The following is a 21421-nucleotide window of genomic DNA, read 5'->3' as shown; positions in this document are numbered from 1 at the left end:
TTCGTTGTTAATTCTGAACGACCAGTTTATTATTTTGAATTTCTGTAGATGAAATTGGCCATATATAACCTGCCGTATTGAATGGAATAGCTGGCGCAGTACCTTGTGACCCGCTTTTTGCCACAAACCCTAAGCCTAAACGCATTATATCAGGTGCCCTTAATCCTTCTCCGAGGAATTCGATTCTTCTCTCTGCTAAAATGGTATTCTTCAAATTAGCAGGAAGTAAATCAGCCGCCGGAAATACATAACCAGGGTTTGACCGCTGTCTAACCGCGGTAAGCAAGGCGATAGATCTTGTCGGATCACTTACAACCGTTGCTTCAGCAAGATTAAGTAATACCTCAGCATACCTGATTACCGGAACATAGTCTGTGTATGGTGAAGGCCTTTTGAATTTGGTTAAGTATGTATTCGCACCCGAAACAGCTGTTAATCCCTTTCTTGCATCCGTAGAGCCTGCGGCAAATGCTGCGTTAGCAAAAATGCCTGTAGGGTTTAAAAAGAATTCTTCGTTACCACCTGCGCCATTTGTAGCAACGTTGTAGTAGTAAGCGAGTTGGTTCTGTGTACCCGGCGCATCTAAATCTGCCATTGGAAAAGTTAGGGCAACTTCTGTAGCAGAAGCGTTGCCAACATAAGCACCACCAAAAACTGTAGCAAGGTTACTTTCCAGTTTTAAAGGTGTACCTGTTGTTGCTGCAAATGGTGCTGTTGCCGAAACAATTTTGTTTGCTTCGGTTACAACCGAAGCAAGGTTGCCCATGGACAGATAAACCCTGGTTTTAAGGGCAATGGCGGTATTTCTCGAAGCCCTTATTGCGGGAAGTGTTAATGCTAAATCAGGTTCTGCTTCATTCAAATCTTTTAGTATCTGTGTGTAAACCTCGGCAACAGTACTTCTTTTTAAATCGTTACCTGTAAGGTCTTTCTCGCCTTTTAACCGAAGCGGAACACCCAAACTTGCGCCATTGTCGGTTACATATGGTTTCGCATAAAACTGCAATAAACTATAATAAGATAGGGCACGTAGAAACTTAGCTTCTGCAATGTATTGTTTCGAAACTACCGGCGTTAATAACGAAGCATTTGCAGCAACTCCTTCTATAACCAAATTTGCACGGTTAATTGCGGCGTACACAGCACCCCACAAATTCACCACCTCATTTGTTCCAGAAGTTACATTGAAACGCCATGTATCCAAACCAGTTACGCCGTTTGGTTTATTAACGATAAAATCTTCTCCACGAATGTCGTTGTATATCAGGTAACGGCCACCATAAAACTGGCCATTTTTTACGCCTGCGTAAATACCATTTACCTGTGATAAAATCCTGTCGGGGTTAGAAAATGCATCTTCAATAGGCAGTGCAGTCTGTGGTGCAGTATTTAAGAAATCTTTTTTGCATGACGACGCAAATACCATCGGTGCAGCAATGAAAAGATATTTTAATTTATTATTTATTTTAATTTTCATAATCTCTTTATTTAAAATCCAACATTAAGTCCGAAAGTGAATGTTCTTCCCGATGGAACCGAGTTTCTATCTACACCTGGTGCAAGGTTACCGCTGTTTCCTGTTGTTGTAGAGTTACCATTAACAGAAACCTCCGGATCAGGTCCAGGATAGTTTGAAATGATCAAAAGGTTACTCGACTGTAAGTATATCCTTGCACTACTAACCCCAAGTTTACGTAAAACTGTTTGTGGCAAGGTGTAGCCTAAAGCCAGGTTGCGTACTTTTAAAAAGTTACCTGAGAATACATTTTGCGATTGAGCAAATGCCGAACCGTTTGATGTATTATCACCATAAACCAGACGAGGTACATCAGTAATCTGACCTGGAGTTGTCCACCTGTTTAATACACCAGCTTCGTTATTCCAGAAACGCTGATCTCTTAAACCTGCCAATGAACCGTAGTAAATTTTATTTCCGCCAGAAAAGGTTACGCCAATGGTTAAGTCAAAGGCTTTGTAACGGAAATTGTTGTCTAAACCGCCAAACCATTTTGGAATCGACTGGCCAGTAATTGTTGCATCTAAAGCGGCATCAATTGCTGGTGCATTTTGGCCTGCATTTGCACCGTCTAAATATTGATAGCGTGCAGCTGCTGCCCTGGCAAAACTAAATCTTAATTTTTGGCCAAACCTGTTGATAAACACTCTTTCTCCAGTTGCAGGGTCTACACCAGCGGTTGGCACGGTATATATCGATCCAATTGGATACCCCACTCGAGTAATGTTTGCAGTTTCCAGTCCTGTTGCACCAAAAACGTCAGCGTTATTATTACCCAACTCAGTAACCTCATTTTTTAGTGTACTGAAAGTTAAAGTAGTCGACCAGGTAAAGTCGTCATTGTTGATGTTTTTGGAGTTGATGGTAAACTCAAAACCTTTGTTATACATTTTACCAACATTTGTTGTAATTGTATTCCCGGGAATACCTTTAGAAGGAGCTTGAGGAGCGTTTTGAACCAGGTTATCGATGTTATTGTGGTAATAATCAACATCCAAAGAGAACCTGCCGGCTAAAAACTCTAAATTAACGCCAACATCTGCTTTCTTACTTGTTTCCCACTTCAAATCTGGGTTACCAGCCTGCGAAAAAGATAGCGCCGGAGAAGAACCATATAAACCTGGGCTGTATAAATAAAGGGCTGGGTAATTACCAATGTTGATATTACCAACCTCGCCATAGCTACCGTGCAATTTGATGCGTGTTAAAATTTCACTAAGTCCAGAACCTTTATAGAAGTTCTCTTCTGAAAGCGCCCAACCTACTGAAGCACCACCAAAATTACCATATTTGTTACCTGCCGATAAACCAGAGTAACCATCCCGTCTAAATGAACCGGTTAAGTAATATTTCTTTTTGTAATCGTAATTGATGCTTCCGAAGTAGGAACGGAATGCATTGTCGCCCTGGGTTAACCCTGCAGGTGTGATGGTTGAAAAAGAGCCTTGAAACACTTGAATAAACGGATCAATTACCCCTTGTCTGGTTGCACCATAACCCGAAGATTTTGTGTATTGATCTTCAGCACCAATAAACGCACCTAAGGAATGGTCGCCAAATACACCACTATAATTCAATGTATTAGACCAGTTCCAGCGGGCATTTTTAACAAAGTTACTGGTTGCCCCTCCGATGTATGCAAAGCCATCACCTTGTAAACGGTTTACGAATGAATTGTTATCAATTTTAAGGTTATCCAATCCATAAGTTGTTTTAAACGTTAAACCCTTAACGATTTGAATAGACGCATAAGCGTTTGCGATGATACGATCACTTTCTGATGTATTCTTATCTTCATTTACCAATACCGCTGAATTAGGATAGTTGGAAGCAATGGTGTTAGCGCCCAGACCGATCGCACCGGAAGCATTCATGTTGTAAGAACCATCCTCATTATATGGAGAAACGTTTGGTGGAAGTACAATCGCCAATCGGCCCAAGCCCACTGTAGAAAATGCCTGCCCTGGCAACGAGCCTGTATTAGGTGCTCTATTTAAGGTGTTACTGTAAGAAAAATTTGTACCTATTGTTACGTTCTTAAATAATTTATGGTCCAGATTAACACGACCATTTTTTCTTTCGAATGAGTTACCAAGAATAAAACCCTGTTGATTACCATAGCCAACTGAAACATAATAAGATGTTTTTTCATTCGCTCCTGAGAAATTTAATGCATGGTTTTGAGAGGTTGCTGTACGGTAAGCATAATCATACCAATTGGTTTCAACCTGAGAGCCATCAGATCTGTTTTGCAAGAAAAACGCCGGTGCGAGACCGATATTGGTTCGTGATTCATTTTTAATTAAAACATATTCTGCCGCATTTAAAAGTGGCGTAAGGTTTTGGGCTTTTGTGGTTCCTACCCAACCTTCGTAATTCACTTTTGTAACGCCTTGTTTACCTTTTTTAGTGGTAATTACAACGACACCATTAGCCGCTCTTGATCCATAAATTGCAGAAGAAGCTGCATCCTTCAGGATGTCGATTGATTCTATATCGGCCGGATTGATATCCCCTAAGGCATTGCCGGCAGCACTGTTTGAAGATTGATCTCCTGTGAAAACCGGAATTCCATCAACAATAATTAAAGGATAAGAACTTAATGAGATGGAGTTAAAACCACGAACCCTAAATACTGGCGGGTTGTTTAAAACACCATTTGGCTGAATAATGTTAACGCCAGCAGCTTTACCTGCTAAGGCCTGTTCAAAACTTTGGATCGGTTGATTCTTAAGTTTTTCGCCGCTAACACTGGCGATAGAGCCGGTTACGTCTCTTTTTGATTGCGTTGTGTAGCCGGTTACAACAACATCGGTTAAGGTTTTAGCATCTGTTGATAACGCAACATTTACAACGCCGCCGGCGCCGATGCTTTTGCTTTGGGATGTAAACCCAATTGAAGAAAATTCTAATGTACCGGTAGTTGCGGTGGTTCTGATGGAGTATTTTCCATCTGCGGCGGTGATAGTTCCGCCTGATGAGCCTTTGATTCTAACACTTACCCCGGGAAGTGGGAGACCATCTTCCTTACCTGTAACTGTTCCTGTGATTGTTCTTTCTTGCCCGAATGCGGCTCCTGCAATAAATAGCAAGACGAACAAACTTTGTAAAAGTTTTTTCATAAAATTAGTTAAGATTAATTAGTTTCCTACTAATGTATATAAAAGTACAGGGTAATGCAAATTTTACAATAAGAAATGCTACTGATTAAGTAGGGTTTAAAGGATTTTAGCCCAATTAATTTGAAATTTAATGAGAAAGTGAGCATAATAAATTAACGCCAGTGAAAAACTTGAACCTTTTTGTAAAATCGCCACCTTATTAGCTACTTGAGCCATATTTAAGCATCATATCCGCATTCTTTTACCGGTTTGCCTGGCGCCAGTTCCACTCTATCATCTAAACTTCGAGAAATAGTAGCGTTAGTGAAGGCTTCAGAGATTTACCGTCACCTTTTACGGCCTTAATGTTAAAGATTAATAAACCGTATTTGCAAATTATTGAGATGCGTATTAATTTTCAGTCCAAAAAAAAACCCCCGACGTTTTACATCGGGGGTTTAATAAGAAAATATATTACCAACCTGGGTTTTGAACCAGGTTTGGATTTAAGATGATATCATTTGTTGGTAGTCCCCAAATAAATTTAGGATCAGCCGCCGCAATGGTTAAGCCTGTAAAGCCTGTACTTTGCTGAACAGCTGCAGGAACTTGTGCAGCACCCCTTGTAAAACCTAATCCCCAACGCTTTAAATCCCACAGATGGAAACCATCGAAATTCAACTCACGGGTTCGCTCTGCTCTAACTTCATTTGTAAGCGTTGCGCCTGATAAACCAGATAATCCAGCTAAACCACGAGCCTGGCGTAAACCATTTAGGGCGGTTAATGCATTCGGAGTATCGTTTAGATTTGCAGCTGCTTCTGCTGCAATTGCATAAACCTCACCTATACGGAAAACTTTATTTGCATTCTGGTAATTCGTGAAAGTTGTTGTAAACAAGCCAGGGTTACCAGGGAACTTATTTACTAACCAAACATTGTTATATTTTACACCTTGAATTTGAATAAGTTTTTGCTCAAAGTATACATTTTTACGAATATCTGCATTGTCATAGCTGTCTACTACCGTTTGGGTTGGGATAAAATCAGGTTGGAAAAAACCTCCTGCTCCATTAAGGCCCAAGTAGATGGTGTTTGTATTAACCGGTTCAGTTAATGTTGCGTTTATGCGCATTATATCCTCCTGGCTTGCATCAGTTGCCCAATATGATTTCAAACCAGCAGCAGTATTGTACAAAGGATATCTGCCAGAAGCTATTAGTGTGCTTGCAGCAGCATATGCGCCGGCCCAATCCTGAATGGCTAATCTAACTCTCGCTTCAAATGCTAAAACAGCATCAGGTGTAAAATATCTTGCACCCTTAACATTTGCTCTTTTGTTCAAAGTTTTCGCTATTGCAATATCCGCTAAAATCTGATCGTATACCGCTTTTAGAGTTGCTCTAGATGGCTTAACGGTAAGATCAAATTCAGTTAGCAAAGGAACGCCTAAATCAGTTCCGGCCGTTGCAGGATTATATGCTTTCGCATATCTTACAGCTAATTCATGATAATAATATGCTCTCATCATTCTAGCATCCGCTTTGTAAGTGTTCAAACTGTCAGTTTGAGCACCTGCAGTTGCCTGAATTTGTTCGAAGCCTTTTATCATAACATTTACGTTAGACAAGCCACTATAGTAACCTTGATAAACGCCAGAAAAATCATCTGCATTTAAAAACGCACCCCAACGGTGGAAAGCACCATTTCTGTTACCGAAATCACCAGATGCATTTAGCTGGTCACCCTGAACCTCTTGTGGAACATTGTATGTTCCGTAGGTACGAGCCCTCAATGCAGAGTACAAGCCTGAATTCCAATATTTTGCATCCTGAACAGTATTGAAGCCAGTTGCGATGTCAATGGCATCATATGGCTTTAAATCCAGTTTCTTACAAGATGTAATCACTGTTAAAGTCACTGCCAACCCAACTAATCCTAAAATTATTTTTTTCATAACTTTATTGTATGTGAAGTATTTTTTGTTATTTATTAAAAAGTCAATTGTAAGCCAAATCCAACTTGTTTTGTATTAGGGTTTGAGCCCAAAGCTAAGTTTGAATCAACCTCTGGATCTGGACCTGAATATTTTGTAAATGTTAACAGATTCCTTGATAGGAAGAATATTTTGGCGCCTTTAATTGCTTTTGTTTTTTCAAGAATAGATTTGGGAAGATTATAACCTAGTTGTAAGTTCTTCAATCTAAGGAATGAAGCATCTTCAATTAATCTACTATCGAATTGTGTAAACTGTTGTGTTAAATTTGGAAACGTTGCATTTTGACCTGGCGTTTTCCAATAATCCAAAACGGTTGTGGCTTGGTTAAAACCTGAAAAAGTAGTTGGGTTTTCAAAGAAATACCTATCGTTGTTTATCATGTACTTACCTTTAGAATAAGTAAAATCAATATTCAAGAAAATTCCCTCATAACCTGCATTAACGCCAAAACCTCCGTTTAACCAGGCATACCTTTGAATACCTGTGTTTTGCTGTAAATTAGCAGCAGAAAACGAACTGGTTACAGCGTTAGCATCAGTTCTTGTTTGTACACTTGCATCACCAGCATTAGGAATGTACCATTGAGGTAAACCGTTACTTGGATTAACACCTGCCCACATTGGATAAACATAAGAAACTGGTTCGCCAATTGCCCATAAAACACCCGTACCTGGGTTTACGTAGTAATTTTTACCCTGGAACAATTCGGTTATTTTATTTCTGTTCATGTTTGCATTGATGTATGGCGTTACAAAAGCATTGTGCTTATCATTAGTATATACGTCAAAATCCAAAGTGATATCAACACCTTTATTTTGTAAAGCACCAATATTGGTTCTCACTAATGAATATCCTGTGGTATAAACCTGTGGAACGTTAATTAGCTGGCTGCTTGTTTCGCGGTAGTAAAACTCAACATCAAGGCGAATTTTATTCAAAAATGCCGCTTTAAAACCAACTGTAGTTTTCTGTTGTTTCTCCCACCCTAAATCTGGATTACCCGGTGCATTCTGAGAAACACCTGGAAGACCGTTATAATTCGGACTACCTGCAGCAGTTGCCAAACTCTCATAGTTACCAATTGACGAATTACCACTTGTACCGGTACTTGCCCTTACTGTTAAATCAGTTAACCACTCTACATTCCTTAAGAACTCTTCTTGTTTTGCTCTCCACATACCGCCAACTGACCAAAAGGTAGCTGTCTGTTTGTTTGCACCAAAACGAGACGACTTATCTTCACGAACTGAAGCGTCAAGGAAGTATTTGTTATTAAAATTATATTCTAATCTACCGAATAAAGACTTGAATGTATATTCGCTCTTAAAAGAACTTACACCTCTGTTAGATGCATCTCCATTTTGAAGAATAAAAAGGTTATCATTTGGAAGTCTGCTTGTGTTTGCACCAAACTCCTGAGTTATGCCATCCACGTACTCTTGTCCGCCGAGAACAGTGAAATTATGCTTATCTAAAGAAAATTTGTATTCAATCGTGTTAGTAACTGTCTTATTAATTCTTCTAGAGTAGTATTCAGATAATGTACCTGCTCCAGGGAAACGAACGTCAGATGCTAATCTAGCACTTGTTTCTCTATCGATGTAACCATCAATACCCCCTTGAGATTTAATTGTTAAGTTTTTTACAGGAGTAATTTCTACAAAACCAGTTGGATTAAATGTTAATCTGTTTCTGTTATATGGTGTGTTATCAGCAATATATCTTGGGCTGTATCTGCCCCAACCTGGAATAATTGTACCATAGTACTCATTTCCATTCGCATCATATGGTGAAAACCAAGGTTGAGCCAATAATGCTAATGGTCCATTGGTATCATTTGTAGCCAATCCGTTAGTTTCAGTATCTGATGAACCGCCCGATAAGTTTAAGCCAATTTTAATGTAATTATTTAAAGTTGAGGTTAAATTCGAACGAAGTGTATATCTGTCAAAGCCCGAGCGGAAACGGTTACCTTCGCCCTGATAAAAACTTCCAGAGATGTAATAAGCAGTCTTGCCGCCGCCACCAGAAACCGTAACATCAGTTTGATAGGTTGGAACATCCTTTTTGTAATAGTAGTCATACCACTTTGTGTCATTAGGATATTGAGCTAATAGAGCAGCTGTTGCAGCCGGCGTTCTTAATCCTTGTTCGATTTGTAACTGACTTAATTGAGCTGTATTTAAGAAATTTCTGTAAAATTTATCGCTTGCTGGATTCGCTACTGAATATTGTCCTTGTACGGTAATTACTGCATCCGAACCAATTCTGCCTCGTTTTGTAGTAACATAAACCACACCATTTGCTGCACGAGCACCGTAAATTGAAGTTGAAGAAGCGTCTTTTAATATAGAAACCGCTTCGATATCATTAGGGTTCATGTTCAATATACTGCTCTCATCAACCTGGATACCATCTAACAAGAATAATGGTGCACTACTAGCGCCTAAAGAGCCAACACCATGTAATCTAATACTTGCTGTTTGTGATGGTTCACCAGAAGATGTAAAAACCTGTAAGCCAGCAACTTTACCTTGCAATGCATCAAATGCGTTAGCAACAGGTTTGTTTTCAACCGTTCTTGCACTCACAGTAGCAACAGACCCTACAGAGGACGAAACTCTTCTTCCAGACCCATAACCAGTAACCACAACTTCATCTAAATCTTTGTTGTCGCCTTCTAATGAGATGTTTACTGAACTGGCGCCAGCCGCCAAGGTTCTCGTTACAGGCATATATCCGATTGAAGAAAACTCCAACTGAACTGAGCCAGCAGGAATTTTAAGCGAATATTGTCCGCTACCATTTGTCGTAGACCCTATCTTCGTGTCTTTGATTCTTACGGTCACGCCTGGAATTGGTAGTCCATCTTGCTTCGCGGTAACCGTACCAGTTACTGTTCGTTCTTGAGCCATTGCAGTTACCGCAACAAACATCAACACGAACAAACTTTGTAAAAGTTTTTTCATGAAATTTAAGTTAGTTTGATATTAGTTTATTAAAAATCTAAATATAGTCTTCAAAAAAAAATCTTTAACAATTTTTAACCTTTTTAGTTTATAATGTGATATTTCTGTGACATATCTTAAAAATCAACAAACAAATTTTTTGGGTAGAGCCAATTGTCATTTCTTAAAATCTTCTGTCGGCATATAAAAATCTAAAGAACAAAAAAAGAGCCCGGTCATTCTGACCGGGCTCTTCAACGTAATACAAATGAGTTTCTAATTTGCAGTAATGTTATAGTATACTGTGCTGTACAAACTAATTTGTTCACCGCCACCATCTACTATAGAAACTGGTAATATATATTTTTTGTTAGTTGTACCAATAAGAGACGAATTAATTTTAAAATTAACCGTTCCCGTACGCTGACCTGCAGGTATTGTAACCTGAAGGCTTGATACAGAATATCCATTACTAGGAATTAACACATAAGCTCCTGTAGGAACAGCAGTATTTAACTTTCCAATAGCATCATTTGCGTTCACCGCCAATGTTACTGTTAAATCGCGATCTAAAGTTTTTGGCGAAGCAATGTTTACTACTACAGGCAAATCAGCAGGAGTGGCGCTAGACGGATAAGCCTTAGCCACAACCCTAACGCCTGTTTCTTGATTTAAAGCGGCTAACGGCAACTCAATCGTCGTTCCAACTTGACTAAAGTCTACATAAGTATCTCTTGATTTTAAGCATGAGCTTAAATTGAGAGCTAATGCTACAAGTAAAACTGGAAATAATTTATTTATATTAAATTTTTTCATGTTGATAATTATTTAGCCCAAAATATTTTGGATGTAAATTGATTAATTGTCCCTTGCGTTTTTAAGTTATCACCATTGTTTGCTACCTCAGTATTAGGATAGAAAATACGGCTAGGAACTGTTGGTTGGGTAGACTGAGTAGAAACTGGTACATCTGCTGGAAAACCAGTTCTTCTGTATTCATTATAAGCTTCAATATTACCGTATCCGTTAAGCGCTGTCCATTTTTGATTGATGATAGCTGCCTGTTTATCAGTAGAAGCTGTCCAGCTGATATTTGCTAAAGGTTGAGCATAATATGTAGCAGCAGCGGTTGCAGCATTTGGAACACCTAGAGTTGTAAATGATGCTGTGATTCCAGTTTCGTACAATGCCTGTGCGTTTCCAGTTAAAATACCATAAAGCGCTGCTTCAGATTGCAGGAATAAAGATTCGGATGAACTTAAAATTACAGCATCTTGTGTTGCGCTTTTCAATAAACCAGGACCAATACTACTCGTTTTAGGGTTGTTAGTTGGCGCAGTTGAACCGTAAACATTACCTACAAAAGGAACTAAAGGATCTACTGGTGCCGAAGCCGGTGCATATAACCTGGATAAGCGAGGGTCATTTGTTGATCTTAATTTATTAATTGCATACGCATTCGCTTTGTAATAATCGCCCGGAAGGGAAACTGCTCCAGTTGCTGTAAATGCATAACTAACATAAAATGGATTTTGTTTTTGTCCATTCGCATCATCATTTGTATAACCAGGATTTACAGCTGCCTGGAAAGTTTGATCAATAAATCCGTCAGCAGCAGTCGCTGTAACAGCTGTTTTTAATGCAGCCTGTTTTGCAGGTAGTTTATTCCATTGCCTAATCGCCAATTTTAACTTAATGGTATTTGCGAACTTAACCCAATTTGTCATCACACCTTTAAACATGACATCAGAAGTTCCTGGATTTACTGCAGAAGCTGGTGCAGATTTAATTCCAGCAATTGCAGCATCAAGCTGTTTCATTAAGTCATCATAAATTACATCACCACTATCATAAGCAGGAAACAAAATTTCCGGAGCTTTAAATGCCTGGCTGTATGGCACATTATTATATGTATCTACCAACGTTTGGAATTCTAAAGCCTTCATGATTTTTGCAATCGAAGAAAAATAAACCAATGTAGGGTCTGCAGTTCCTTTTTTCTCTAAATCGGTGTAGTTAGAAAGGTTCAAATAAAATTGCGTCCAAATTTGATAAGCTGAATTCGTAAAGTTATTTGTGTTAAGTGCAGAGTTTGGAACATAGTTACCACTGGTTGTCCAGTATCCCATCCAAACACCGGTTGTTTGCGAGTATGCACCCGATGCTAAGCTAATTGCTCCAGAAGTAGTGGTAGCGGCATTGTATAAATTCGCTGATATAACCAAAGCTCCAGATAACTGGAATTGAGGCGTAGCAACTGAGGGTACGTTAGGATTTACTTCCAAACTCAGGAAGTCTTTCTTGCAACCAGTTATACTGATCAGTGCAGAAAGCGCTATTATCGAAAATATCTTTTTCATATAATTATCTTTTAAAAAGTTATCTGAAGGTTAGCACCAAATATTCTTGTAGGTGGCGTTTGATTCGCATTTGTTACACCCGTTGCATTTGAAGTATCTAAGTTGTATTCAGGATCTGTGTAAGGATTATCTTTTGGTCTAAACAGAAATAAATTTCTTCCTGTTAATGCGAAGTTTAAAGCTTTAATTGCCTTCGTTTTGTTTATAAACTGCGTTAAGTTGAAATTTAACGTCATCTCTCTAATTTTCCAGAATGCTGCACTTGTTACGAAAGGCGTAGCTGCAGTTCCATAATTAGAACTTTGCCAAAAGCCATAGTTACCGTCAACAACAGGAACTGTTGTATTTGGAACGTAAACACCTGGAGAAGTTTCAATAACAGAGTTAGGATAGATGAAACGTTGGCGATCTGCTGATGCACTTGTTGCAGAAATACCACCAAAATCTAATGTAGAAGCGATTGAGTTCAAGATAACATAACCACTTTTATATTCTGCTACTGCAGACAATGTAACAAATTTATAGGTTGCAGACATATTTAAACCCAAAACATATTTTGGAGTTGTTCTACCGAAGTTTGTTAAACCTGAACCCAACTGAGGATAACCAGCAGTTGTACCAGAAGCATCAACTACAACTCTTCCCTGATTATCGCGTTTGTAATCTGTTCCCAATAATGAAGGGTAAGGCTGACCAACAACTGCATAAACGGCAGTAGTTGAACCCTGAGTAATTTGGAATTGAGAGCTACCAGGAAGTAATGAAACAACTTCCGAATTGTATATACCTAAGTTACCGCCCAATTTCAAACCTACTGAATTTTGAGATACAGGAAGCACTGTTCCATTTAATTCAAACTCATAACCATTGTTAGCGATTTCGCCTGCATTAATAGTAGCTTGATTAAAACCAGTAGAAGCAGAAGTTTGCACGCTTAATGTTTGGTTCTTACTATTTTGTTTGTAATAGGTAGCGTTTAAATTCACGCGGTTATTAAATAAACCTAATTCGATTGCAAACTCTTTCTCGTTTATAAATTCTGGCTCTAACAATGGGTTATTGTTTGTTGTGCCTAATGATAAACCGCCTAAGCCTCCGTAAGGAAACCCTGATGTTGACGAAAAAGTATTGTTAATTGAATAAGGCGCAATACTTACCTGCCCTACCTTAGAAACTGCTGCTCTTAATTTACCGTAAGATAAAATTTTATTGTTTTTTAAAGCTTCGAAAGCGTTTGTGAACACGAACGATCCAGAGATAGATGGATAAAATAATGATCTTTTAGTTTTTGATAAACGTGAATCCCAGTCATTTCTACCTGTGGCCTGAATAAATGCAATGTCTTTATAACCGATATTCAAAGCACCATATACACCAATCTGACGCACAAAATAATCGTTTTGTGAAACTGTTGGCGCACCAGAAATTAAGCCGATGTTATAAAATTCAGGGATTAAAAGGTTTGAACTTTGATCGTTCTGAGTACGGGCCTTAGTTTGCCAAATCGTATTACCTAATAATAAATCTGTTTTAAAATCATCGAAAAACGTATGATTGAATTTTAAGAAAACATCTTGCTGTAAACGAGAAGAACCTTGAGCATTAAGGGAGTTAAAGTTAGTTGAACCATCTCCATATTGTGTGTAATCCTGAACAAAACCAGGCGATTTACGAGCTGCTCCATAACGGGATGGAATATTACTTACACCAAGTGGATCTGAAGCTGCGTATGCAGAAAACTGAACTTCTTTACGTGTAGCTTTGTAATTGTTTATACCAAAGTTTTGTGATAAGCGATAAGTTGCATCGAACCACTTTGTTGGCTTAACATTTAAACTGATATTACCCAAAAAAGTATCGCCTTTACGATTAATTCTTGAGTTTTTAATCTGCCAATAAGGATTCACATTATAAGCACTGTAATAATCATTTGGATTATAAAACTTACTGTTATCGCCTTCAGCTAAATCATCAATATTAATGAATGCTGGCATTTGAAACAAATTGGCATATAAGATCTGAGTTGTAGCATTTGTAGAATAGTTTACACCGAACGTACTAGAACTAGAATTTGTATAACCAACTGAGTAATCTAATTTAAAAATACCATAAGTTTTTGTACCAGATGCCCTCAAAGAAGTTCTTTTTGATAAATCATCTGGAATTACACCTTTGTTATAAACATTTTGAGCAGAAAAATAAAAGTTGTTGTCCGCATCACCGCTTTGGTAAGAAAGGTCATTTTGCTCTGTTAAACCCGTTTTGAAAAACGCCTCTATCGGACTTTTTTCAAGTGGAGAATAGGTGATTATATTTTTTTCACCATTTGCAAGCGGAGCACCTAACTGATATTGAGCACCATTATAGGCTGGTCCATATAACTGATTCTCATATCCAGTAAACAAAGGGAAACCTGTGTTTGGATCACGAAAACCATCTGCAACAGTCTCGCCACCATACGGCCCGAATTTTGTTTGAATATCTGGGAAATAGGCTACTTTATTAATTTGAAAAGAGTTTGAATAAGTTATTTTTGGCTTGTTAGCGGCAGTACCTCTTTTGGTTGTAATAATTAACGCACCGTTCGAAGCTTCAGAACCATATAATGCAGAAGCACTCGAGCCTTTTAGCACAGTTACATCTTCAACATCATTCGGGTTAATTGCGTTCAAGGTTCCTCCCGGAATTGGAACACCATCTAAAACGATTAATGCATTGTTGTTACCATTGATAGACCTTGCTCCACGCAATGTAATCCTCACTGCAGGGTCAATTCCATTGTTAACAGTGTTAATTTGCAAACCAGCAACTTTTGCTGTTAATCCATTTGCAATGTTTGTTACGTTAGTAGCTGTTAAATCTTTGGCTGTAACTGTTGTTGTAGAGTAACCAATTTCCTTGGCTTGTCTTTTAATACCTAGAGCTCCTGTAACTACAACCTCACCGAGTTGCTTAGTATCCGAAGCTAGTGTAGCATTAACGACATTCGATGAGCCTACGGAAATTTCTCTAGATGCATACCCCAAACTTGAGAATACAAGTGTGGTTGAGCCCGAAGGAAGCGAAAGAGAGTAGGCTCCATTAGCGCCCGTTGAAACACCGACAGATGTTCCCTTTACTTTTACACTTACTCCTGGGATTGGCAATTTGTCATCCGAGGCAGTAACCGTACCAGTAATTGTTCTTTCTTGTGCCATTGCTGTTACAGCAACGAACATAAGTATGAACAAACTTTGTAGAAGTTTTTTCATGTTAAAAAAGTTAGTTAATGATTAGTAATAATATGCTAAAATATAGTTAGTTGGCTATAACACCAAATTTATTTTTAACAAATTTTAACATTTAACATTTCATTTGTTAAAATAAGATTAGGACAAGCTAAAAAAGGGCATTAAAAACCCGGCATATCAATTATATAAATGTTTTAGGAATATCTTCAGGTGATTTGTGATAAAAATGATTTTCCTGAAAAAGAAAGTTTGATTACCTCAAAAAACCGGCCTAATAGCTGCAAAAAATTATATTTCCGAACAGGGTTTTACCATTTTCCCAGAAATTCCTGAATAATGGGTCGTTCGCGAGGTAAACAATGGAACCTTTTCCCGCATCCTGAACACCGATAAGCAGGCCGGTTTTTAAGTCTTCCCGCACTTTCTTCCCAACAACGCCTGCCATTAAACTTTTGTCGGTCAGCTGACCCACATTCCAGCCTTCTGCTAAGGGTTCGTAAATTTTTCGATCTGTTTTTAAGGTATAGTAATTTTTCCCGATGCCATATGCGAATGGGTGAGAAGCGTCTAAATTGATTTTATAAATTGCACCCGGTATGGTATTCTCATAGTCATCGCGGTCTTTGTCTTTAAATAAAAGCTTGCTTGCCTCCGGTTTTTCGTCTTTTTTTACTACAGCCGATTTCTTTTTGATATCAAATCCCTTTTTCTCCAACACACTCTCGATGGCATCTTCCATTAAAACTAACTTTCCGCCCCTGTTTATCCAGCTTTTTAAGCCTTCATCAATAAAGCTTCCATAATTTCCATCGGGAAGAATTAAGGTATTTACCTTGCTGAGGTCTAAATTATTGACGTCTCTGGCATTGATTATATTCGGAGTTAGGCCCAGATCATGCTCCAGATAGTACCAAACTTCTCCAAAGGCAAGTGATGAAACTTCATTTCCGGATACAATCGCAATTTTTGGCTGTTTTAAAATTGGATAAACAGAAGAGCCAAAATCCTTGCCCTTATCTACAAAACCGGTCGATATCGCCTGAACGGGTTTTTCGAGCTCGTTCGAAATTTTAGCAATCTTGCTCTTAAGCTCTTTTATTCCCTTCTCATTTTCTACACGCAAAACGATAAGCGTACCTGCAGGATAATCTTTACCACTCACCGAAAACGGTTGATCTGCTTGCCGTACTTTTATATTTTCTTTCTGTAAAGCCACCAACAATTGCAAATCTTCACTGTTTCCCCAACCAAATAGCCAGGCTAATGGTTTATCCAGATTCGAAGAAGTGATTTTGCGCTCCTCGATGTTGTCATATTTTCCTTTTATACTTTCTTTTGATGCATAAGCTTTTAAGCCATAAACATACGGCAGGGCCCAGGCAGTAATATCATAAGTGTTCGAATCGGTTACCAAAGTTTGTGGCTCGAGTAAAACATTAGCAAGCACGGCCCTCGGCTGCGCAACATTTACAATTAAATCATTTCTGCCTAAAGTGAAATTTTCTTCCTTTTTAGAATCGTAATCATAACCCCTTCCGGCTTTATCGCCACCGTATGCAAATTCAATTTTGTTCTTTGTCAATAGTTCCGCCAATTTTTTCAACCTCGAAAGGTTATCAGGCTTTATGATATAGGTTTTGTAAATTCCTGGTGCTGTGGTAAGCGATTGCTGAAAATACTTTTTATATTCTTCTAAAAGCTTATCGTGGTTTTGAGAGGTAACTTCTAAAGTCGACATGCCTGTTGTGTAATGATGTGCGATGCGATCTTTCAATGTTAAGGTATCTCCATCATTTGTAACAACGGATAAACCTGCCCTAATGCCGCCCTGCTCGTACGTCATGCCAATTGCACCATTATATAAGGGATAAGTATCGCCGTAAGATGGGTATAGTAAATCGAAACGTTCTTTTGTAAAATATTGCCAACCTTGCTCATCGAAGTATTTCGCATTGTTTTTACCAACTACAACCTGAAAGCTTTTCTGCCAGGGCGTAATGTCTTGATGCACAGGTTCTGCAGCAGGAGCAAAATAATAAGGGTCGTTATAGCTTTGCTCATGAAAATCGACATGTACCTGAGGCATCCATTGATTGTAAAGTGCCAGTCTTTGCTTGCTTTCGATTTGCGTTTGCCATGCCCAGTCGCGGTTTAAATCGAAGTAGTAGTGGTTCGGCCGGCCACCTGGCCATGGTTCTATGTGTTCTCTTGATGATGGATCTGAATTTGGTTTTTCGCCAACAACACTGTTAAAATAATTTGCGTAGCGGTCTCTTCCATCCGGATTTAGACAAGGATCTATAAATACTATTGTGTTTTTTAGCCAGTTATTCGCCTGCTGATTTTTTCCGGAAGCTAAATTATAAAGCATTTTCATGGCCGTTTCCATAGAATTTGCTTCATTGCCGTGAACGTTATAGCTTAGCCAGAGGATAGCAGGCTGCGAGCGGATATCTACAGCATTAGTTGTACCGGCCGCGAGCGACAAATTATCCTTTTGAATCTTTTCAAGCTTATTAATATTTTCTGCAGAAGAAACAATGGCAACCATAAGCGGCCTGCCTTCATTCGTTTTTCCATATTCAACTAACTTTACAACATTTGAGGCCGCAGCAGCTGTTTGTTTGAAATATTCAGCTACTTTATGATGTGGTGTAAAATGAACCCCAAGCTCATAACCCAAAAATTCATCGGGAGATTTTACCTGTGCCTGAGCAAGTAGAACGGAGAAAATAGCAGATAAACAAATGGTAAAAAGTTTCTTCATAATGGATAATTTTATCTAATGTACTAATTTTGTTTTTTGTTCCTGCGAAAGCTTAATTTTACCCGAAATATTTTTAAATCAGCATGATTACAACCGAAGAATTATACGAGCACTACCTAAAACACCCGGTAATTTCTACCGATACACGCAACATTGCTGAAGGTTGTATTTTTTTTGCATTAAAGGGCGACAACTTCAATGCAAATACATTTGCGGCGCAGGCCATTGAAAAGGGTGCCGCATTTGCGGTTGTTGATGAAGCAGAATACTCGGAAGCAGGAAACTGCCTGTTGGTTGAGGACGTACTTACGGCATTGCAGGCCTTGGCAAAGCACCACCGGAAACAGTTAAGCATACCAGTGATCGGACTTACGGGCAGCAACGGAAAAACCACAAGCAAAGAGCTGATTAACGCGGTATTGGCCGAGCGGTATAAAACTTTCGCCACATTTGGCAATTTGAACAATCACATTGGGGTTCCAATCTCTATCTTATCCATTCGCAATGATGTGGAAGTTGCCGTTATAGAAATGGGCGCCAATCATCAAAAAGAGATTGAGTTGCTTTGTACTATAGCGCAACCAACCCATGGCGTTATTACCAATGTAGGCATGGCGCATTTAGATGGCTTTGGCGGTTTCGAGGGCGTTAAAAAAGGGAAGGCAGAATTATACGCCTATCTAAAAGCGAATCATGGCTATACCTTCATCAACAGAGATAATTCCCATTTAATGCAAATGAGTGAGGCTGCCGGCTTATCAAAGTTGATTTTTTATGGAACTGAAAACGGGAATACAATTAAAGGAAAGTTGCAAAGCAGCGATCCTTTTATTTCTGTTGAATGGACCAATCATGAAGTGTTATCAACCGTACATACTCATTTAACAGGAAGCTACAATTTCGAAAATATTCTGGCCGCAATTTGTATCGGCGATTTCTTCGATATGGAACCGGAAGAAATCAACAGGGGATTAGAAAACTACCATCCAAAAAATAACCGTTCGCAGTTAACCAAAACAGAAACTAACACTGTTGTTTGCGATTTTTATAACGCAAACCCGAGCAGTATGACTGCAGCACTTGCCAATATCGCTGTACTAACGGCAAATAGGAAAGTGGCCATTTTAGGCGATATGTTTGAACTTGGGCCCGAATCTGAGGAACAACACAAACGAATTGCAGAACAAGCAATGAACTCAGGGTTGGATCAAATCATATTTATCGGCAAATATTTTTATGCTTTAAGCAAAAATTATAATGCGGTCTTTTTTGAAACGCCAGATGAGGCAGCAGACTACCTCAAAACCAATAAAATATCGGATGCATTGATATTACTGAAAGGCTCGAGGGGAATGAAGCTCGAAAGTTTGTTGGCATACTTATAAACACATACCCACTTAATTAGTAACGGCGATGGAACCGATTTGCACAAAACGCAAATTGAAACGCTCTGTGGTTTTTTTAAATCAGGGGGGAACAAAAATAAGTGATGAATACTGCTAAGAAAAATAGAAATCTATAACCTTCTGTAAATGAAAATTGAAGAACGGTTAACACATTACTTTGGCCCCACCAATACACCAATATCACTAACTTCTAAAAGCGGATTATCACGCATGTTCTGTTCAATTTCTAGTTCAAACTTGCCGTTGTGGGCGAAACGAAAATCCGTAAACAACGGGAAGGTATAATTAAAAACGTTTCCAGAACCACTGCCAAGCCATTCGCCATCATTTTTAGCGAGTTTAAATTGATAACGCTTTGTTACTTTATTTTGGCCATCTTTAAAATGAACCAAAACGAAAATGTTGGCATACCGGTATTCTGAGGTATGCCTAAGTTTAAAATAGATGTTATATGGCTTAGTGTTATCCTTAATTTCGAATGGAACTAAAAGGTGGTTTCGATAAGTCCATTTCCTTTCGGGTATCTCGGCATTACTGTCAACCACGCTGGAACTACATCCCGCCAGGAAAGTAACAAAAAGCAAGAAACCAATAAGCGCAACGTGCTTATTCTGCAGCCGGTTTATTATCAGAACCATTGTTGTTATTTCTGCGGTTATTATTTCTCCTTCGGTTGTTTTTGTTTCTATTTCTGGCTTGCTCAGGTGTTTTCTCGCCGGCCACCAAGGGCGCACCTTCGGCCTTAACTACGGGTTTTTGCGCCTGCGGCTGTTGTGGTTTTTGATTATTCTGAGGTCTGGAACCCTGCTGCAATTTTTGACCAGCTTGTTGCTGAGGTTTCGGACCGTTTTGCTGAGGTTTCTGTTGATTTGGATTTTGAGGCCTTGCGGTTGCAGGCTTATCACCACCCTGAACGCGATCTCTTCTATTTTGATTGCTGTTGTTTCTGTTGTTTTTCTGATTTCTGTTCTGGTTGTTATTTCTGTTTTTTGAACGCTCATCTAAACGCGTTAAGCTATCCTGACCAACAACATTTTCATAATCAAAAGATTTTTCAACAACAACCGGGGCCGCAATTTGCACGGCTTCTTCTTTCAAATTAGGCGCTTTCTTACCCGCCTTGTTCATTGCCATGATTTCTTTAACGCGGGCTGCAGCAACCGGAATCCAGTTTTCATCACCCTGATAACTAAACCACATAATTTTTTTAAAAATATCAGTCTTTTGATGACGGGCGTAGCCTGCCTCTGTATCCAGGTTTTCAATCCTGTCTGGAATGTCTTTTAAAGCATCTAAATAAGTATCCAGCTCATAATTTAAACAGCATTTAAGCTTACCACACTGTCCGGCGAGCTTTAAAGTGTTTAAAGAAAGGTTTTGATATCTAGCAGCAGCTGTTGAAACCGTTTTAAAATTTGTAAGCCAGGTAGAGCAGCACAATTCGCGGCCGCAAGAACCTATTCCGCCTAAACGGCCGGCCTCCTGGCGCATACCAATCTGGCGCATTTCAATGCGGATGCGAAAACTTTCAGCCATTTTTTTAATTAACTCGCGAAAATCTACACGACCATCAGCGGTATAAAAAAATGTCGCCTTCGTTTTGTCTGCCTGATAATCTACATCGCTTATTTTCATTGATAAGCGTAAATCGAGTGCAAGCTTGCGTGCTTTATGCATGGTTTCCCATTCCATTTCTTTCGCCGCGTTCCACTTTTCCACATCGGCTTCTGTAGCCTTACGGTAAATCTTTTTTGTTACCTGGTCTAATGGCGTTTTACGCCTCTTCATTTGCACCCTTACCAGTTCGCCTGTGAGCGAAACATGACCTACATCGAAGCCGCCTGTCGGACCTTCAACCGCAACAAGTTCTCCAATTTCGAGGTAAATGTTATCGTTATTTAGAAAAAACTCTTTTCTGGAGCCTTTAAATTTTATTTCTGTAACCTGAAAAGGTTTATAGCTAGAAGGCATAGCCAGGTTGGATAACCAATCGTGAACTTCCATTGTTTGGCAACCACCGGTGCCGCATGAGCCATTACTTTTGCATCCATTAGGGGTGCAACCACCACCTGTTGAACAACTTCCACATCCCATA

11 protein-coding genes are annotated in these 21421 nt (G+C 39.0%); 1 reads left to right on the top strand and 10 read right to left on the bottom strand.

The window, feature by feature from the left end; all coding sequences use genetic code 11:
* Positions 1-7 precede the first annotated feature (7 nt).
* The 8 genes from AC0IWT_RS17040 to AC0IWT_RS17005 form a co-directional block, all read right to left on the bottom strand.
* Positions 8-1477 (bottom strand): RagB/SusD family nutrient uptake outer membrane protein, encoded by a 1470-nt coding sequence (locus AC0IWT_RS17040; protein WP_471798056.1) that lies wholly within the window; start codon positions 1475-1477, stop codon positions 8-10.
* An 11-nt stretch (positions 1478-1488) separates the two neighbouring features.
* Complete coding sequence (locus AC0IWT_RS17035) at positions 1489-4638, bottom strand: SusC/RagA family TonB-linked outer membrane protein (protein WP_471798055.1); 3150 nt, start codon at positions 4636-4638, stop codon at positions 1489-1491.
* 453 nt (positions 4639-5091) lie between these two features.
* Positions 5092-6573, bottom strand: coding sequence for a RagB/SusD family nutrient uptake outer membrane protein (locus AC0IWT_RS17030; RefSeq protein WP_471798054.1), 1482 nt, complete (start codon positions 6571-6573; stop codon positions 5092-5094).
* A gap of 35 nt (positions 6574-6608) precedes the next feature.
* Positions 6609-9584, bottom strand: a complete 2976-nt coding sequence (locus AC0IWT_RS17025) for a SusC/RagA family TonB-linked outer membrane protein (RefSeq protein WP_471798053.1) — start codon at positions 9582-9584, stop codon at positions 6609-6611.
* A 255-nt stretch (positions 9585-9839) separates the two neighbouring features.
* Positions 9840-10379 (bottom strand): DUF1735 domain-containing protein, encoded by a 540-nt coding sequence (locus AC0IWT_RS17020; protein ID WP_471798052.1) that lies wholly within the window; start codon positions 10377-10379, stop codon positions 9840-9842.
* An 8-nt stretch (positions 10380-10387) separates the two neighbouring features.
* Positions 10388-11923 (bottom strand): SusD/RagB family nutrient-binding outer membrane lipoprotein, encoded by a 1536-nt coding sequence (locus tag AC0IWT_RS17015; protein ID WP_471798051.1) that lies wholly within the window; start codon positions 11921-11923, stop codon positions 10388-10390.
* 11 nt (positions 11924-11934) lie between these two features.
* Positions 11935-15174 (bottom strand): SusC/RagA family TonB-linked outer membrane protein, encoded by a 3240-nt coding sequence (locus tag AC0IWT_RS17010; RefSeq protein WP_471798050.1) that lies wholly within the window; start codon positions 15172-15174, stop codon positions 11935-11937.
* A 250-nt stretch (positions 15175-15424) separates the two neighbouring features.
* On the bottom strand, positions 15425-17920 hold the full coding sequence (locus tag AC0IWT_RS17005) for a M14 family metallopeptidase (protein ID WP_471798049.1): 2496 nt from the start codon (positions 17918-17920) through the stop codon (positions 15425-15427).
* A gap of 83 nt (positions 17921-18003) precedes the next feature.
* Here AC0IWT_RS17005 and AC0IWT_RS17000 point away from each other — a divergent pair, with 83 nt between their 5' ends.
* A complete protein-coding gene (locus AC0IWT_RS17000) occupies positions 18004-19305 on the top strand; it encodes a UDP-N-acetylmuramoyl-tripeptide--D-alanyl-D-alanine ligase (protein WP_471798048.1) in 1302 nt (433 codons plus the stop codon).
* Positions 19306-19478: 173 nt separating this feature from the next.
* Here the strand turns inward: AC0IWT_RS17000 and AC0IWT_RS16995 are convergent, their stop codons facing one another.
* Both AC0IWT_RS16995 and AC0IWT_RS16990 read right to left on the bottom strand, forming a co-directional pair.
* Positions 19479-19964, bottom strand: a complete 486-nt coding sequence (locus AC0IWT_RS16995; protein WP_471798047.1) for a gliding motility lipoprotein GldH — start codon at positions 19962-19964, stop codon at positions 19479-19481.
* Positions 19933-21420, bottom strand: a complete 1488-nt coding sequence (locus AC0IWT_RS16990; protein WP_471798046.1) for a PSP1 domain-containing protein — start codon at positions 21418-21420, stop codon at positions 19933-19935. Before AC0IWT_RS16990 ends, AC0IWT_RS16995 begins: the two co-directional genes overlap by 32 nt.
* Position 21421 lies beyond the last annotated feature (1 nt).

The sequence above is a fragment of the Pedobacter sp. AC464 genome (genome assembly GCF_979253075.1).
Note: the sequence above shows the minus strand (reverse complement) of the source record. Positions and strands in the feature narration are given on the sequence as shown.

Excerpts from the sequence above, each read along its gene's own strand:
- AC0IWT_RS17040 (WP_471798056.1), bottom strand. The coding sequence starts at position 1,477 with ATGAAAATTAAAATAAATAATAAATTAAAATATCTTTTCATTGCTGCA.
- AC0IWT_RS17020 (WP_471798052.1), bottom strand. The coding sequence starts at position 10,379 with ATGAAAAAATTTAATATAAATAAATTATTTCCAGTTTTACTTGTAGCA.
- AC0IWT_RS17025 (WP_471798053.1), bottom strand. The coding sequence starts at position 9,584 with ATGAAAAAACTTTTACAAAGTTTGTTCGTGTTGATGTTTGTTGCGGTA.
- AC0IWT_RS17035 (WP_471798055.1), bottom strand. The coding sequence starts at position 4,638 with ATGAAAAAACTTTTACAAAGTTTGTTCGTCTTGCTATTTATTGCAGGA.
- AC0IWT_RS17010 (WP_471798050.1), bottom strand. The coding sequence starts at position 15,174 with ATGAAAAAACTTCTACAAAGTTTGTTCATACTTATGTTCGTTGCTGTA.
- AC0IWT_RS17030 (WP_471798054.1), bottom strand. The coding sequence starts at position 6,573 with ATGAAAAAAATAATTTTAGGATTAGTTGGGTTGGCAGTGACTTTAACA.
- AC0IWT_RS17015 (WP_471798051.1), bottom strand. The coding sequence starts at position 11,923 with ATGAAAAAGATATTTTCGATAATAGCGCTTTCTGCACTGATCAGTATA.
- AC0IWT_RS16995 (WP_471798047.1), bottom strand. The coding sequence starts at position 19,964 with ATGGTTCTGATAATAAACCGGCTGCAGAATAAGCACGTTGCGCTTATT.
- AC0IWT_RS17005 (WP_471798049.1), bottom strand. The coding sequence starts at position 17,920 with ATGAAGAAACTTTTTACCATTTGTTTATCTGCTATTTTCTCCGTTCTA.
- AC0IWT_RS17000 (WP_471798048.1), top strand. The coding sequence starts at position 18,004 with ATGATTACAACCGAAGAATTATACGAGCACTACCTAAAACACCCGGTA.
- AC0IWT_RS16990 (WP_471798046.1), bottom strand. The coding sequence starts at position 21,420 with ATGGGATGTGGAAGTTGTTCAACAGGTGGTGGTTGCACCCCTAATGGA.